Source organism: Sagittula sp. S175, assembly GCF_049800975.1.
Taxonomy (GTDB): Bacteria; Pseudomonadota; Alphaproteobacteria; order Rhodobacterales; family Rhodobacteraceae; genus Sagittula.
Map to the genome: position 1 here is coordinate 1 of NZ_JBNAGB010000047.1, position 14,982 is coordinate 14,982.

The window sequence follows — 14,982 nt, forward strand, 5'->3', positions numbered from 1 at the left end:
TGAACCGCGCCGGGTTTGCCGGAGGCTCCAACTCTTGAGTAGGATGGAGCATTATGAGCAAGACGACGAACAAGTATTCCCCCGAAGTGCGCGAACGAGCCGTTCGCATGGTTCTGGACAACGCAGGGCAGCATGAGAGCCGCTGGTCTGCGATCCTGTCGATTTCGTCGAAGATCGGGTGTGCGCCTCAGACGCTGAACGAGTGGGTCAAGAAGGCGGAGGTCGATCGCGGTGATCGCGCCGGTGTCTCGACCGAGATGGCCGAGAAGATGAAAGCGCTGGAACGCGAGAACCGCGAACTGAAGCAGGCCAACGAGATCCTGCGGAAGGCATCGGCATATTTTGCCCAGGCGGAGCTCGACCGCCGGTCCAGGACATGATCGCCTTCATCGAGGAACATCGTGACGCCATCGGGGTCGAGCCGATCTGCAAGCACCTGCCGATTGCCCCATCCACGTTCTACGATCACATGGCCAAGCGGGCGAACCCCGACCTGCTGTCGGATCGGGCGAAGCGGGATATTGCCTTGAAGCCCGAGATCGAACGCGTTTGGGAGCAGAACTACAAGGTCTATGGCGTTCGCAAGGTCTGGCATCAGATGCGCCGGGAAGGCTTCGATGTGGCCCGCTGCACGGTGGCGCGGCTGATGAAGGATCTGGGGTTCGAAGGCGCCATCCGTGGCAAGAAACACAGGACGACGATCCCGGACAGGTCTCAACCCTGTCCGCTTGACAAGGTGAACCGCCAGTTCAAGACGCCTGCGCCAGACATGCTCTGGGTCAGCGACTTCACCTACGTGGCCACATGGCAGGGCTTCGTCTACGTGGCATTTGTCATCGATGCCTTTGCCCGCCGCATCGTCGGTTGGCGGGTCAGCCGCACAGCGAATGCCGGGTTCGTGCTCGATGCGCTGGAACAGGCCGTTCATCAGCGGCGACCAGGCTCTGGACTGGTGCATCACTCGGATCGCGGATCGCAATACCTGTCGATAAAATACACCGAGCGCCTGGCGGAGGCCGAAATCGAACCGTCGGTCGGCAGTGTCGGTGACAGCTACGACAATGCTTTGGCCGAGACAATCAACGGTCTTTTCAAAGCAGAGGTCATTCATCGCCGAGGGCCATGGCGCAGTTTCGACGCCGTGGAATACGCCACACTCGAATGGGTCGATTGGTTCAACGACCGCCGCCTGCTGGAGCCCATCGGGAATATCCCACCAGCAGAGGCCGAGGCAAACTTCTACGCCGCTCTGGAAAGATCAGACATGGCCGCGTAACTAAGACAAACCAGCCTCCGGCAAACCCGGCGCGGTTCATCATGACGCCGGACGAGGCCTATGATAGGCGATCTCCGGATCCGAAGGTTGCCGCCTGAAATGAAACCAATGCTATAGCTTAGCACGGCGGCAAACTGGTCGAATTTCCAGGACCACCTCTGACCACCTCAGTCATTCTGCATGCTGACGTCTGCATACATGCGCTTCAGGCGACGGTTCTCCTCGGCCATCGCCTTCATCTCGGAAATCAGGCTCGCATCCATGCCACCATACTTCGCCCGCCACTTGTACAGTGTGGCGCTGCTCATCCCGTGCTCGCGGCACAGCTCGGCGGCAGGGACACCGCCCTCCATCTGGCGCAGCACAGCCATGATCTGCGCTTCTGTGAAACGTGTCTTCTTCATCGGAATCTCCTCGGTCATCCTGCCGAAAAAATTCTACTTCCCCATCCCCCCTAAGATCGGGGGGGATTACCGCCCGGCAAGCTTCTTCAGCAACTTGCCGACGCTGGCGGGTGTGTTCTCGAACGTAACAAGGCTGAGAACCTCGTCACCACGCTCTCCACCCGCGATCGCGACCGCAAGTTTGTCCTTGGACACATCAATTCCGACGTAGATCGTTCCATGAGCTTTCCGCATGTCTTCCTCCATCGCAAACGGACGGCACCCACCGCCCCACGACCAGAATACAGGCTGATCCGGCAGGGCCGGGCCAGTGGAAAAGACATGCGGTCTTACCTCCTTCCTGTGATGTGACCCACATCACCTTGGCACATTGCGATGCCGTCGGGTGGGGGTATCCACCCCATCAATTCTTAATGGAAATCTGGCGACTTCCCGGGTCGATTTTGAGTGGAAATCAACATTACAGGTCAGCTTACTCTCTAGGTCCGGGGTCGCGAATTCGCCCGAGTTCGTCCACGTGTACACGCCGCAGCCCTGCTTTCACGATTGGTCCAGCTCCAAGCTGAAGGAGACGGAACGGATCCTCTTTGTTGCGGTTGCGCGCGTCAGCGTTTGCCTCGTTGTGCGGCGCAAGGAACAGACCGTTCACAGGGTCCAGCTTTTGGACATAAAAGACTTCCGTTTCTCCGTTGCGGCCCACGGCGACCATGTCCCTCTTGAAGATGCGCAGGAGCCTTTTGGCAGCGGGATGGGGGCGCTTTTCAGTACTCGTATTTGCCTCGAAGGTCGTAACGACCTGAGGTTTGACCTTGCCATCGGGCAAACGCCAAATCTCATAGCAATAGTTGCTGTCTCCCTTGTAAGCTTTGAGTGGGCTTCCTTTCTTGCCTTCGCCAACTTCAATTCGTGCGCTTTCGTTCAAGGTTTCGATGAGGCGCACCCTCCGTATACCTTGATAGGGGCCCTGTTTCGCGGAAAAGTTCGACAAGGCCGCCTCGATTTCTTTGCCTTCCTTGCCTTTGGTCGCCAGAGCCAGCGCCGATTGAAGTTGCAGGTCTCGAATGTTCTTGCCCCTGCTTGTGAGCGCGATGTCTGCTGGTTTGAGGGACTGTAGGGGAACACGGCTGACAACCGTGCTCTCGTCAACTATTCCGTAGGCTGTGTCGTTGTGGAGGCGTCCCGTCGTGCTGGAGCGATCACTTCTGCAGATGGCTATGTCAATCCGGCCGTGGTCGGCACGGTGACTTACGATCATCGTGCTTAGCCGCCGCTCTACAGCATCCCGAAAACCTTTCCACGGTGGCGACGTATCTCGGGCAATCATCTCAGCGGATTGCCCGGCTTCCTCTCTTTTGCCGGCAGTCTCGCTGATCCGATTGAGAAGGCCATGGTCAGTCGCCGCGACGATTGCTGCATCAATGGCATGGTGACGATGATCCGTGCGGTTTCTGGCGTTAGCTGGTCCTTTGTCGGCGTCGCTCAGCAGGGAATTTAGACCCCAGTGCCTCCGTAGCATTTCGGTCAGGCGTCCGGGCACGACCCAGACGCGTCCGTATTCAGTGAATAGGTTGTTAAGATAGCTTTGGGTGATGCGGGCGAGGTAATGCGTGTCAACGAGCTCCCGGCCAAGAAACCCATGGCCTTCTTCGAAGCGCGCCATCGCATCGGGGCCAAAGCGCCAGCGCTTGTTGTCAGGCAGGTGTTTGAGGTTTGCCTTTATGGTTTCCCATTGCTTGCTATTTCCCCAAGCTTCCCACGGGGTCTGGTTGGTCTTTTGCATGTTTGCCTCTCGCAAGCAGAGAGTTCGGTTCGCGAAGCTGTCGTCCAAAGTCCGGGAGTACGGGAGGATATGATTTACATCGCATGAGCCATCGAAAACCATGTCAACGCTAATAGTCTTTCCCGTGTAGGGGCAGCACCGTGAGCCGATTGCAGGCCCCAGGTCCTCCCAGAGGCGCAGGAGCATTCGGTTGTGCCCAATGTCAGCGATACCCAATTTGTCCAGCTGAGCGGAGCGTCTTTGTCCGTCGGCGGTAGTTTCGCGAATACGCTTGATCGTCTTGCGCTTCTGCTCCTCCGATTGTTTCAGTTCCCTTGCGATTTTCACGACGATCTGATCGGGTTTGCCGAATACCGCGATAATTTGGTTCACGAGGCGACGAAGCTGGTTCAGCCCGATGTGAACGGTTGGATTGGTAATTCGACCGAAGCGGGTGATGTCATCGTCGTCAGGGTTGTAAGTCCCTGGGGTGACATGGCGTTCCAAAACCTCACCGTAGTAAGGTAGACGATCGAGGCACTCACCTGTTCGTTGGTCTGAGTGGTGCCATCCACATAGCCTTACAGCGCGGGCATATGTCACAACATCTGCCTTCAGATGCTCCAGCACCAACCGGGTGGCAGTTAGTCCCAAGCGGCTGAAGCCGTCGGGCAGGGGAGCATTCGCGACGGCTTGTGCATGGTCCTTGTCGAGTTGATGGTTCTCGCGCAGCCATTTTTTTAGCGCGCGAAAATCGTTGCCGTTTTGAACTTCGCGGATACTGCGGATGACCTCCCACTGAGCCTCCCAATTCAAGGTTGACCAGCGCGGCCCAAACCTGTCGGGGTGCGACAGGCTGGCTCGGACAGGATCACAGGTGATGCTGTCACGAACGCCCGTATCCAAGGTGAGGCGTTCATCCTCCTGAAGCTTCAAGACTTTGGCCAGCGCTGAAAGCTTTAGCGTCATGGATGCAAGTGATTTCGCAGGCGCCTTGTTGTCCAGCGCCATGATGACAGTATCGCGCTGCTCCTTATTCAAGGGCCTTGTCTTTCGCCCATCCGTTGTGATGAGCAGCTGGTTGACCGTTTCGAAGAGGCCGCGCCTTTGAGCCAAGGGATGTGACTTCGGCAAGCGCCGCTCATTTTTGGGTACAGGGGCCTGGTTCGAGAACAGGCATAGGCCCACTTCCGGTTCCTTCAGGGGGCGTTGATAGAAAATTTTCTCGAACACCAATGCCTTGAGATTTTCGTTCAGGACCTCCGGTCGATGGGCTGCCTGAGCTTCCCACAGGCAGTAAAATTCCTCTTCGAGGTGCCGACGGTCAGGATAAAAATCATAGCCTGCTTCTTTGTTTGCGTCTGGACCGCCTCTTGTTGCTACCGAAAGCCGTGTCCGTACTGTCTTTTGTTTTCGGTAGTCCAGCCGGGAGCCATCACTGTTGAGCCGCGCGTTTTCAGCAGGCTTTTGTGGCATATCTTTCCGGCGCATGTAAAGGAACTCACCGTAGGTGCGTGCTCCGACCTCGCGCATCTCCCAGTCCAGTCTTTGGGTTGCGTCTCTGATCTTGCCGCTTTCATTTTCGCCGCGATCGGTTTTGCGATTTGATTTGAAACCCCGGCGTTGGTTCAGATGAAATAGGGCGCGTCCAAGATGTGTTAAGGGCAGCGCTTCATCCAGGCCGCGGGTACGCAGGTCGTAAGGGTCAAGCTGTTCCAGCTTTTTTGCCTTTGTCGGATCGGCAGGCATGAGGCCGACGTCCGCAAGAACTTTCATCAGCGTAGCGCGACGGCGTAGATATCGGTCTCTGCGTCGCCGAATGGCACGTGCAGTACGTCGGTCCACTGCCAGCGAAGCTCCGGTTTTGGGGTCGCGACCGTCAGAAAAGATACGGACGCCACCATCGAGGACGCCAGTAATTCTGGCCTCGTTTTCCTCACCGTGGGTTTCGTAAAGCCACCATCCAATTGAGTTCGTTCCCATGTCCAGCCCAAGCCGCATCTCAATCACCCGAATTGCTCTTCAACCCAAGTTTTCGCGAAGAACTCGGACATGCAACTTGAAAGTTAATGGCTTGTGCGCTTGCTCTGCCTCGTCGGCAGTGTCCCGGGTGGTGTTGTAGGAGGCCGCGCGCGGAGCCCCCAGCGTAGCGCAGCGCGCGGCCGGCGTTGACACTGGCGGCCAACGCCGATCTTTGGAGAAGGTTTGGGTTGCGAGACCTTGAACCTGAAACGGAGACGACGATGTCCGAAGAGAGGATGGCGCTGATCGAGCTGGTTGAGAAGCAGGCTGACGGCAATCGTGTCCGCGAGATGCTGACGACCAGGGTAATCCCCCGATCTTAGGGGATGCGGAAGTAGAATTTTCTCGGCAGGATGAACGAGGAAATTCCGATGAAGTAGACACGTTTCACAGAAGCCCAGATCATGGGCGTTCTGCGCCAGATGGAGGGCGGTGTGCCTGCTGCCGAGCTGTGCCGTGAACACGGCATGAGCAGCGCTACGTTCTACAAGTGGCGGGCGAAGTACGGCGGCATGGATGTCGGTCTGATCAGCGAGATGAAGGCCATAGCGGAGGTGACCTGCCCCCTGAAGCGCATGTATGCAGACGTCAGCATGCAGAATGACCTGCTCAATGAGGCCTAGGGGCCGCAGTTGTACACAAAGTTTAATGACATGCCTTGATTTAGCCATACCTGTCGCTAGCGGCTTACATAAGCAAATGGTCGAATTGCAGGACCCTTCTCCGCACTCGGGAATGAAAATGCCTGCTTACTCTGTCGCCATAACGAACCAAACTGCGACCGGACAATTGGTCAAGGACAGCAACTTCGGAGCCAATGCTCTCGAAGCCGTCAACGTCAATTACGATGGTTCAAACGGGCCAACTTCCGGCTTCGACGCCGCGGTGGAGGCCTTGGATATCAATCACCTGCGCTATCCCGGCGGCGCATCGGAGAATGTCATCAATGTCACCAAACTAGAAAATGGCCAGCTCCGTCATGAAGTCCGCGCCTTCATGGAATGGGTCAAGGCCAACAGTACGCCGGAAGACCCAATCCAAGTGACGATGGTCCTGCCGACAAAGACGGACATTCCTGCCGCGGAAATGGAAAATTTCGTCTACCTCCTTCTCGAAGAATACGGTGACCACGTTTCGGGGCTGGAGATCGGCAACGAGTATTCCATTGGTCAAGTCGACAGGAATGCCGACCGCAGTACGCACCCGGAGGAGAACCCCGACAGCGACTTTGTCGCCGCCATGAACGAGACGGAATACGGCATCATCGCGAACCGGGTGATAAATGCCTCGCTCGACGCCATTGAGCGGCTGGCTGTAGACCGCCCCGATCTCGGGCATGATCCGAAGATTCTGATTCAGATGTCGGAAACCAACGGAAATGGCAGCGCATACAAGGGAGAGGCTTGGGCCTTCGATCTCGGAAACGAGGCGATCCTATCCTGGTTAAGCCCCCGCGCCAAGGCGGCCATAGACGGCGCCGTCGCGCATTATTACTACAATATTGACCACGCCGACGATCCTGCTTTCGCCCATTCCTGGCAGGAACAGCGCAGCTTGGATTACCGGATCGAGAACTTCAACATGCATCTCGGGCATGATGTTGATCTTGTCATCACTGAGTGGAACGTGCTGGGCAGCAACTACGAACAGCTCGGTGCGAGCAGCGCCTCCATCCTGCTCGAGATGTTCGAATTCATGGTGCAGACGGGGGTTGAGGAGACTTTTGTTTGGCCGTTCCAGCATCGGGTTGGCAGCAACATCGCCGGGAACAAGGGGGCCGAGGGGCTGGACCTGACCATGGGCGGCGCGGCCTTTACCATGATGCGCGAGAGCCTGCGCAGCGAGATCAGCGACGAGACCGGCCATGTCGCCGCGATGGAGAGCATCTGGACCGATTCAACCGGGAGCGAAGGCAAGGTCGAAGTGAACTTGTACAGCAGCGTCTACACGGATGTCTTCTATGTCTCGCTACGCGACCTGTCGGCGGGAACGGTTGACCTCGATGTCTCGCCATTCCTGGCGGATGTCGTGTCCGTCGATGTTCGGCACCTGACCATCGACACCACGACTTCGGACGGGCTGGCCGATATGGCCTTTGACGATGGTTCGGGGCGCATCGGGCGGCGGTTCATCACGCAGGAGGAATACGACGCGCTGTCCGCCCTGCCGTTCTTTGACGCGACAGACAAGAACCACGTGAAGATGGTCGGCGGCCAGTACACCACCTATTTCCCTCCGATCGACACGATCCTGCCGCTCGTCGCCAATCCGCAAGGCATAGAGGACTATTACTTTGTCACCGAAACCGATGTGTCGCCGCTGATCGACGTCCTTGAGACTAACGCATTGTCCACTGGCCATGTCGCGCTCGATCTTCGTCCGTACGACGTGGCCGAGATTACCATCAAGAAGATCTGGAAGCAGGACGGTGACGACACAAGCGAGGTACTGACGGGGGGCTTGGGTCGGGATGCACTGATCGGTCGAGGCGGCAACGATACCCTTCGGGCGGGTGAAGGCGATGATACCCTCAAAGGTGGATACGGCGACGATCTGCTCGATGGCGGATCGGGGAATGACTACATTGTCGACGGCGATGGCACCGACACGGTTTTCGGAGGCGATGGCGATGACGTCATCGTGCTGTCCACCGGGAACAAGATCGTTGATGGTGGAAACGGGATCGACTTGGTGCAGTTCGGGTTTGACATGGCCGACGTCACGGTGATGCGGGAAGGCGATGGCTTCCGGCTCGCAGGCGCTGGACTGTCCGCGCTTCTTACCGGGGTTGAATACGTCCGCTTTGCAGATCAGACCGTGGCCACGGATGTCTTCAATGAACCCGACGTCACATACCTCCGCGGCTCCAAAGCGTCCGAGACGCTGACAGGGACGATTGCCACTGACGTGATCACCGGAGGCGGTGGCCGCGACGTGCTACAGGGGGGAGATGGTTTCGACATCCTGACCGGGGATCGTTACGGACTATGGGGCACTGACGAAGCAAGCCAGGTGTTCCGCCTGTTTGACACCATCTTTGACCGGGCGCCGCGCGCTGCCGGGCAGTATCATTTCTCGACGCTTCTTGCCTCTGGCGACCTGACCTTGGCGCAACTCGCCGACAGTTTCATGCAATCGGAAGAATACATGACGCGCTACGGCAACACGACGGCTCCCGAGTTTGTCACGCGGCTCTTCCAGAACACGCTGGACCGCGATCCTGCAGCGGCGGGCGTCGCCCATTGGAGCGCGGTTCTTAACGCTGGCCTGAGCCGCGCGGATGTCGTTCTGGCGATCTCGGAATCGCAGGAACATCGGAACTTGACCCTTCCACGACAATTGGCCTTCGAGAACGGGCGGGAGACCGCCGGGCATGTCGATGACCTGTATCGACTGTTCACAACCCTGTTCCAGCGCGAACCGGGCGCGGCCGGTTTCGAGGGCTTCGTAGAGGCCATCGATTCCGGGGCCACGCTGCCAACGCTGGCCACCAGCTTCATGAGTTCACCGGAATACACCGCACGTTTCGGCGGAACGGCGAATGCCGAGTTCGTCACGGCCATGTTTGAGATGACCCTCGGGAGGGCGCCGGCCCAGTCCGGTCTCGCGGCGTGGACCGCGGCACTCGATGGCGGGATGACGCGCCTTGACATGTTGTTGAAATTCATAAACTCGGCGGAAAGCATCGCGCGCTCCGCGCCATCGGTGAACAGTTACATCCGCGGCCTCGGCATCGACGACCGCCTCACTCCCGGCGAAGGTGATAGCCTGTTGTCCGGGGGGCAACTCTCCGACGCTTTCGTCTTTGATCTTGCATCGCATGGGCAGCACCGGATTACCGACTTCGAGGCTTGGGATGTCTTGGACCTGACGAGGTTTGGCTATGCCGATACGGCAACTGCACTTTCACATTTTAGGTCGGAGGGAGATGACCTGGTCTTCGAGGACGGTGGCGTTTCCATTGTCCTGGAAGGTGTCGATGCTGCTGCCTTGGATCCGGAATGCCTGTTGATTTGACGTCCCCGCCTTGCGAATCAGAGCGCGTCCATAACTCCTTTCGTTATGGATGAGGGACCGGCAAGCGGCGGGCCAGTTCCAATGTCCAGTCCAAGCCGCATCTCAATTAATCCTAGATACTCCTCAACCTAGATTTTCGTGAAGATCTCGAGTACGCAACTTGAAAGTCCATGCCGTTCGCGATAATCTGAGTTTGTTCAGAATACGAGGTCGAGCCGTTAAAAAGCTCGATGTAGCAACAAATTGAAGCGCGTCCTACGGGGCGCACTTTTCTACTCTTATCCGCTGATGGCTTAGTTCCCGAGGTGTCCGGCGAGCACCCTCGTTTGGTAATTTAACATGGGCATATGACATGAGCCAGATAGTCGACAAGCGCCTCTCTAGGTCCCTTGAGTTACAAGGCCTTGGTGAGGTGTTTACGATAGCTGTTCAAAACTTGAGGTCCAGCCGCAAATGCGCATGATCGATTCACTGTGATGCATAAATGATAGTTGTTCAGACGTAGAAGTCCAGCGGTAACCTGAGCTGTACCGACCCAGCGGGATCTGCTCAGGTTAGGCCGCTAATCTGAATGCCTCGGCAGGCGTGCGCATGGCAAGGGCCTGATGAGGGCGGCGCTTGTTGTAGAAGGCAATCCAGTCATCGATGGCGCGCATCGCATGCTGGATGGTCTCAAAACGGTGGCGATGCACGCACTGCTCCTTCAAGGTCCGGATGGAGCGCTCAACCATCCCATTCTGCTGCGGGCAGTGTGGGGTAATGAACTCCTGCTTGAGCCCGTAGCTGCGGACGATGGCCGTGAAGTGCAGGCTGGTGAAGACCAAGCCGTTGTCGGAACGCAACAGGAACTCATCTTCGACCCGGCCCAGGGTGCCGAACCTCGCGATCAGCGCGTGTTCAAGGGCTACACTGGCGGTCGTGGCCTTGCCGGACTTCGACAGATGCCAGCCCAGAAGCTCGCGCGTGTGGCAATCGATCACCAAGGCCAGCGAGGCCCAGCCGTCCTTGCCGGTCCAGATGCGGGCGAGATCCGTTGACCACCTTTCGTTCGGCGCTGCGGCCACCGACGGCACGGCCTGGACGCGCGGCCGCATTCCCACGGCACGCTTGCGCACCTGCCAGCCGTTGATCTGGAAGATCCGCTGCACAGTGTTTTTGTTAAACCCCAGCAGCCAGGCCACGGTCCGATAGCCGAGCGACGGCTCCTCCTCGATCATCTTCTTGATCGGCTCAGAGAAGCGGGTATCGACCTTCGGCACGGATTTTACCGGCTTGTAGTAGACCGTGCGCCTCGGGATACCGAACCACATGCAGAGCTTTGCGATCGACACCGCGACGCCTTCCGCCAAGAGGCCCTGCTGAACGCGACGGATCATGTAAGGATACCCCCATTCGCGCAAGATGGCTTTTGAACAGTATTGACGTGTGATCGGGTGCGGTCATGTATCAGGCCTGTAGTGCGGCAATTGCATGACCGTTGGCCGGTCTGGAGCTGCGCGGCTCTGGTGCAAAATCAGTTCTGCGGGCTGGAAGCCCATTGACCCCCATGCGTTTCCAGAACCATCGTCACCGATCTTTTGTCCTTACTGTCTATGACCTCCTCACACGCCGACGTCCCACTCTTGGCTATCTGACACTGTCAGGCTGCTGCCAGTCGTGGATCCTGATAATCTTCTTTCCGCGTTTCCATCGCCCAGAGTGCTCTGGCCATCTTGTTGGCCAACGCGTTGCGACCACCTTGCGTGGCTTGCGGAGCAGCATGGCTTGTAGCCATGTTCCCTGGATTGTTCCTTTACGGGTAGCCCAGCGGATGACCGACATTGCGCCGATGATGAGCAGCCGCCGGATATCGCGTTGTCCCATCTTTGACGTTCGGCCCAAGACTTGCTTACCCCCCGTAAAATGTTGTCGTGGCACCAGGCCCAGCCAGGCCGCGAAATCCCGACTGCGCTTGAAAACTGACAGGGTGGGAGCGAAGGCTTCGATTGCCATTGCAGTGATTGGCCCGAGACCCGGCATTGTCATCATCCGCGATGAGGTATCAGAACGTGCGGCTTCGTGCTTCAGTGTCGCCCCCATCTTGGCGATGCGACTGGACAAATCATTGATCTGCTCAAGGTAGATCCGGGCAGTCTCGGCTATCAAAGGTTCTAAATCAGCTGTTCCCTCTTCAACTACCCGCTGGATCCCTGCGAGACTTGACAGACCCTGAGGTGCGATGAGGCCATGTTCTGCCAAATGGCCCGTAGCGCGTTGATGGTTTGTGTCCTCTGGCGGACAAACAGATCGCGGGTTCGAAAGACCATGGCGCGCGCTTGCTGTCGGGGTGACTTCAGCTCGACGAATCTCATGGTCGGCCGGCTGGCTGCTTCAGCTATGGCCTCCGCGTCAGCCGCATCGTTCTTTTGACGCTTGACGTAGGCAGGCGGCACCAGTCTGACGATATGTCCCAGAGCACTGATCTCACGTGCCCAGCAGTGAACCGTGGCACAGGCCTCCATAGCAACCACGCATGGCGGCATGTCTGCGAAAAATGCCAATACCTGACCCCGTGACAGCTTCTTGCGAATAGCAACGCCGCCATCGGCCGTCGCACCATGAACTTGGAAAACCCGCTTTGCCAAATCCAGACCAACGATGGTAACTTCTGTTATGGATACTCCCTCCTTCCTGTGATGTGACCCACATCACCTTGGCACATTGCGATGCCGTCGGGAGGGGGTATCCACCCCATCAGTTCTGGGCGGAAATCAACACTATTTGCAGGAAAGTCCCGAAACGTGACCGACCGCTCTCAGGATGCCGCCGACATAGGTTCGTACAGCACTCCCTGGACTTCTCCCTCAAGCCACCAAGGCTGGAGATCACCGTTGTCCCATTCGTAGAGGAGGCCGACCAGTTCGCCGGACGTTTTGGAGACAATTCTCATGATGGCTTTTCCGGTCTGGCGCGGGGCTGTGGACATGGTGAACTCCTTCGAACGCGTCACGCAAAACGTAAGCGGTCGCTGGACGGCACGGTCAGTTTAGCTTGACAGCTTGAAGTTCCACGGCAGCAGATCGTCGAGGCGGCTTTGCGGGTGGCCATTGGCGATCGCTGTGAGGGTGGCCTTGAGATAGGCGAAGGGTTCGATGCCGTTGATCTTGCAGGTCTCGATCAGCGAGGCGATGCGGCCCCAGGCGATGCCGCCCTCGTCGTGACCCGCAAAGAGGGCGTTCTTGCGATTTAGAGTGATGGGGCGGATCAGGTTTTCGACGCGGTTGTTGTCGATCTCGACGCGCCCGTCGGTCAGAAAGGTTTGCAAACCGTCCCAGTGATTGTGGATGTAGGTCAGCTTTTCGCCCAGCCGGGATTTAGCGGAGATCTTGCGGCGTTGTGCTTGCAGCCAATCACCGAATGCCACGACCAGTGGAGCACTGCGGCTTTGACGGGCAGACAGACGCTGGCCGGGCGAGACGCCACGGATATCGGCTTCAACGGTATAGATTTCGGCGATGCGGCGCAGGCCTTCGGCGGCGATCTCTGAACCATCGCGGTCAAAGACTTCCTTCAGCTTGCGGCGCGCGTGTGCCCAGCAATGGGCCACCCGAATGGGGGCACCGCCCTTGCGGGTCAGTTTGGTCAGTCGGTTGTAGCCCTGGTATCCGTCGATCTGCAGGATGCCGTCAAAGCCTGTCAGGAATGTTTCGGCATTCTCGCCCGCCCGACCGGGTGCATAGAAGTAGACCACACCGGGCGGATCTTCACCGCCCCATGGCCGGTCATCGCGGGCCAGGGCCCAGAGATAGCCAGTTTTGGTTTTACCGCGACCCGGATCCAGCACCGGGGCCGTGGTTTCGTCCATGAACAGCTTGCCGGATCGTTTCAGATGTTCGGCGAGCCGGTCGACGACGGGCTTGAGGTGGAACGCTGCCTTGCCGACCCAATCCGCCAGCACGGCACGGTGCAGATCAAGGCCTGCGCGCGCCAGGATCTGGCTTTGGCGGTATAATGGCAGGTGGTCAGCGTATTTACTGACCAACACATGGGCGATGCTGGCCTCAGTTGGCAACCCACCCATGATCAGGTGCGCTGGTGCTGGAGCTTGGGTCACACCGTCGGTGCAGGTCCGGCAGGCGTATTTGGGCCGGACGGTGACAATCACACGCAACTGGGCCGGCACGATGTCGAGCCGTTCACTGCGATCTTCGCCGATCTTGTGCATGACGCCGCAGCCACAAGGGCAGATCAGGCTATCGGGTTCGATAACCTCTTCGATGCGCGGCAGTGCGGCGGGCAGGTTGCCGATGGTGCGCTTTGGCGCAGGTTTGGCTGCCGTCTTGTCATCCGTTTTGGCAGCCAGATGTTCCTTCTCTGCCTCGACCTCGGCCAGCGCGATGGACAGGTCCTCGAAGGCCAGTTGCCGCTCATCCTCAGACAGCTTTTCCGACCGTTTGCCACGCAGGGCATGGTTCAGTTCGGCAATCAGATGCTGTTGGCGTTGGGTAATATCCTGAAGCGCTGCGATCGTTTCCATCAATGACGCAACCACTGCACGCTGCGCGGCAGGGATGGTGGAAAGGTCAATGACAGGCGTTTCAATCATGACCCGAGATTATGATAAAAACCCCAGTAAAAACACGCAAAAGAGAATGGTTGTTTCATTCTGTCGCAGTGGGTGGGCGTGTCTCCAGCGCCTTGACACGGCGCCAGTCCAGCCCGGCAAACAGGGCCTCGAACTGGGCGTGGTTCAGCGCCATCATCCCGTCCTTGATCGCAGGCCAAGTGAAGGTTGCCTCCTCCAATCGCTTATACGCCATCACCAGCCCAGACCCATCCCAATACAACAGCTTCAGCCGATCCGCCCTGCGCGAGCGGAAGACAAACACCGTCCCCGTGAACGGATCCTTGCGCAGCACCGATGACACGATTGCCGCCAACCCATCGTGACCTTTGCGAAAGTCCACAGGCTGCGTCGAGACCAGAACCCGCATGCGGTTTGAAGGGAACATCATGGCCGTGCCCCGATTGCACGCACGATCTCGGCTATCCGGTCAGAACGCGTCTCTGCGTCCAATCGGATCGTGACTTGGCCCATCGCAATCTCGATTGGTGCCGAGGGCGGTGCTGCAGGCGTGACTGGCTGCCCCGCAACAGCTGGCACATGCACCCCGCCGTTATCCGACACCATGACCGGCGCAAAACAGAAGCTGTCATCTTCAACCGCAGGCAAAACCAGCCGGCCATCGCGTGCCCGACTGCGCCATTCTGAAAGCTGGTTCGCGCGAAGCCCATAACGCGCAGCAACCGCATTCACCGTCGCACCCGGCTTCAACGTCTCAGCGACGATCAGCGCCTTGACCTCGTCGGGCCAGCGCCGCTGACCATTCCCCCGTATCTCTACGCCATAGTCCCTGAGAAACTCACCCGTAGTTGCCATCGCGAAACTCCCGCACCAATATCCGTCAGGCGCGGCATCGCAGGTCAGGCTATCGGCTGGAAGGTGGGGGCCAGGAAACGCTTAC

At 58.2% G+C, this 14,982-nt stretch carries 9 protein-coding genes, 3 pseudogenes and 1 other annotated feature; of the genes and pseudogenes, 3 read left to right on the forward strand and 9 right to left on the reverse strand.

The window, feature by feature from the left end; all coding sequences use genetic code 11:
- Positions 1–53: 53 nt before the first annotated feature.
- Positions 54–1,276, forward strand: a protein-coding gene (locus ACP16H_RS25970; RefSeq protein ID WP_425073750.1) for an IS3 family transposase whose coding sequence is annotated in 2 segments (ribosomal slippage) — positions 54–342 and positions 342–1,276 — 1,224 coding nt in all. Because the reading frame shifts where the segments join, the coding sequence is not laid out codon by codon here.
- Positions 335–451: a sequence feature (AL1L pseudoknot), on the forward strand. It overlaps the preceding gene by 117 nt.
- A gap of 170 nt (positions 1,277–1,446) precedes the next feature.
- Here ACP16H_RS25970 and ACP16H_RS25975 read toward each other — a convergent pair.
- The 3 genes and pseudogenes from ACP16H_RS25975 to cas9 form a co-directional block, all read right to left on the reverse strand.
- Positions 1,447–1,680 (reverse strand): annotated as a pseudogene (locus ACP16H_RS25975) (transposase); the annotation flags it as partial.
- Positions 1,681–1,746: 66 nt separating this feature from the next.
- A complete protein-coding gene (locus ACP16H_RS25980) occupies positions 1,747–1,914 on the reverse strand; it encodes a hypothetical protein (protein WP_425075052.1) in 168 nt (55 codons plus the stop codon).
- Between the two features lie 238 nt (positions 1,915–2,152).
- Positions 2,153–5,440: a type II CRISPR RNA-guided endonuclease Cas9 gene (gene cas9, locus ACP16H_RS25985; RefSeq protein ID WP_425075056.1), complete on the reverse strand. Its 3,288-nt coding sequence runs from the start codon at positions 5,438–5,440 to the stop codon at positions 2,153–2,155.
- Positions 5,441–5,841: 401 nt separating this feature from the next.
- On the opposite strand from cas9, the pseudogene ACP16H_RS25990 reads away from it, so the two are divergent.
- Positions 5,842–6,081: pseudogene (locus ACP16H_RS25990) on the forward strand (transposase); the annotation flags it as partial.
- A 79-nt stretch (positions 6,082–6,160) separates the two neighbouring features.
- Complete coding sequence (locus ACP16H_RS25995) at positions 6,161–9,478, forward strand: DUF4214 domain-containing protein (RefSeq protein ID WP_425075053.1); 3,318 nt, start codon at positions 6,161–6,163, stop codon at positions 9,476–9,478.
- 554 nt (positions 9,479–10,032) lie between these two features.
- Here ACP16H_RS25995 and ACP16H_RS26000 read toward each other — a convergent pair.
- The 6 genes and pseudogenes from ACP16H_RS26000 to tnpA all read right to left on the reverse strand — a co-directional run bounded on the left by ACP16H_RS26000 (position 10,033) and on the right by tnpA (position 14,897).
- Positions 10,033–10,854, reverse strand: coding sequence for an IS3 family transposase (locus tag ACP16H_RS26000; protein ID WP_425075054.1), 822 nt, complete (start codon positions 10,852–10,854; stop codon positions 10,033–10,035).
- Between the two features lie 263 nt (positions 10,855–11,117).
- Positions 11,118–12,132 (reverse strand): annotated as a pseudogene (locus tag ACP16H_RS26005) (IS110 family transposase).
- Positions 12,133–12,272: 140 nt separating this feature from the next.
- Positions 12,273–12,443 (reverse strand): hypothetical protein, encoded by a 171-nt coding sequence (locus ACP16H_RS26010; RefSeq protein WP_425075055.1) that lies wholly within the window; start codon positions 12,441–12,443, stop codon positions 12,273–12,275.
- 60 nt (positions 12,444–12,503) lie between these two features.
- A complete protein-coding gene (gene tnpC / locus ACP16H_RS26015) occupies positions 12,504–13,994 on the reverse strand; it encodes an IS66 family transposase (RefSeq protein WP_425074648.1) in 1,491 nt (496 codons plus the stop codon).
- A 124-nt stretch (positions 13,995–14,118) separates the two neighbouring features.
- Positions 14,119–14,472 (reverse strand): IS66 family insertion sequence element accessory protein TnpB, encoded by a 354-nt coding sequence (gene tnpB, locus ACP16H_RS26020; protein ID WP_425074649.1) that lies wholly within the window; start codon positions 14,470–14,472, stop codon positions 14,119–14,121.
- Complete coding sequence (tnpA, locus tag ACP16H_RS26025) at positions 14,469–14,897, reverse strand: IS66-like element accessory protein TnpA (protein WP_425074650.1); 429 nt, start codon at positions 14,895–14,897, stop codon at positions 14,469–14,471. The genes tnpB and tnpA overlap by 4 nt, the downstream gene beginning before the upstream one ends.
- Positions 14,898–14,982 lie beyond the last annotated feature (85 nt).

What these genes read in the sequence shown, in the direction of transcription:
- ACP16H_RS25995 (WP_425075053.1), top strand. Translation starts at nt 6,161, where the DNA reads ATGGTCGAATTGCAGGACCCTTCTCCGCACTCGGGAATGAAAATGCCT.
- ACP16H_RS26000 (WP_425075054.1), bottom strand. Translation starts at nt 10,854, where the DNA reads ATGATCCGTCGCGTTCAGCAGGGCCTCTTGGCGGAAGGCGTCGCGGTG.
- cas9 (WP_425075056.1), bottom strand. Translation starts at nt 5,440, where the DNA reads ATGCGGCTTGGGCTGGACATGGGAACGAACTCAATTGGATGGTGGCTT.
- tnpA (WP_425074650.1), bottom strand. Translation starts at nt 14,897, where the DNA reads ATGGCAACTACGGGTGAGTTTCTCAGGGACTATGGCGTAGAGATACGG.
- tnpB (WP_425074649.1), bottom strand. Translation starts at nt 14,472, where the DNA reads ATGATGTTCCCTTCAAACCGCATGCGGGTTCTGGTCTCGACGCAGCCT.
- ACP16H_RS25980 (WP_425075052.1), bottom strand. Translation starts at nt 1,914, where the DNA reads ATGCGGAAAGCTCATGGAACGATCTACGTCGGAATTGATGTGTCCAAG.
- ACP16H_RS26010 (WP_425075055.1), bottom strand. Translation starts at nt 12,443, where the DNA reads ATGTCCACAGCCCCGCGCCAGACCGGAAAAGCCATCATGAGAATTGTC.
- tnpC (WP_425074648.1), bottom strand. Translation starts at nt 13,994, where the DNA reads ATGGAAACGATCGCAGCGCTTCAGGATATTACCCAACGCCAACAGCAT.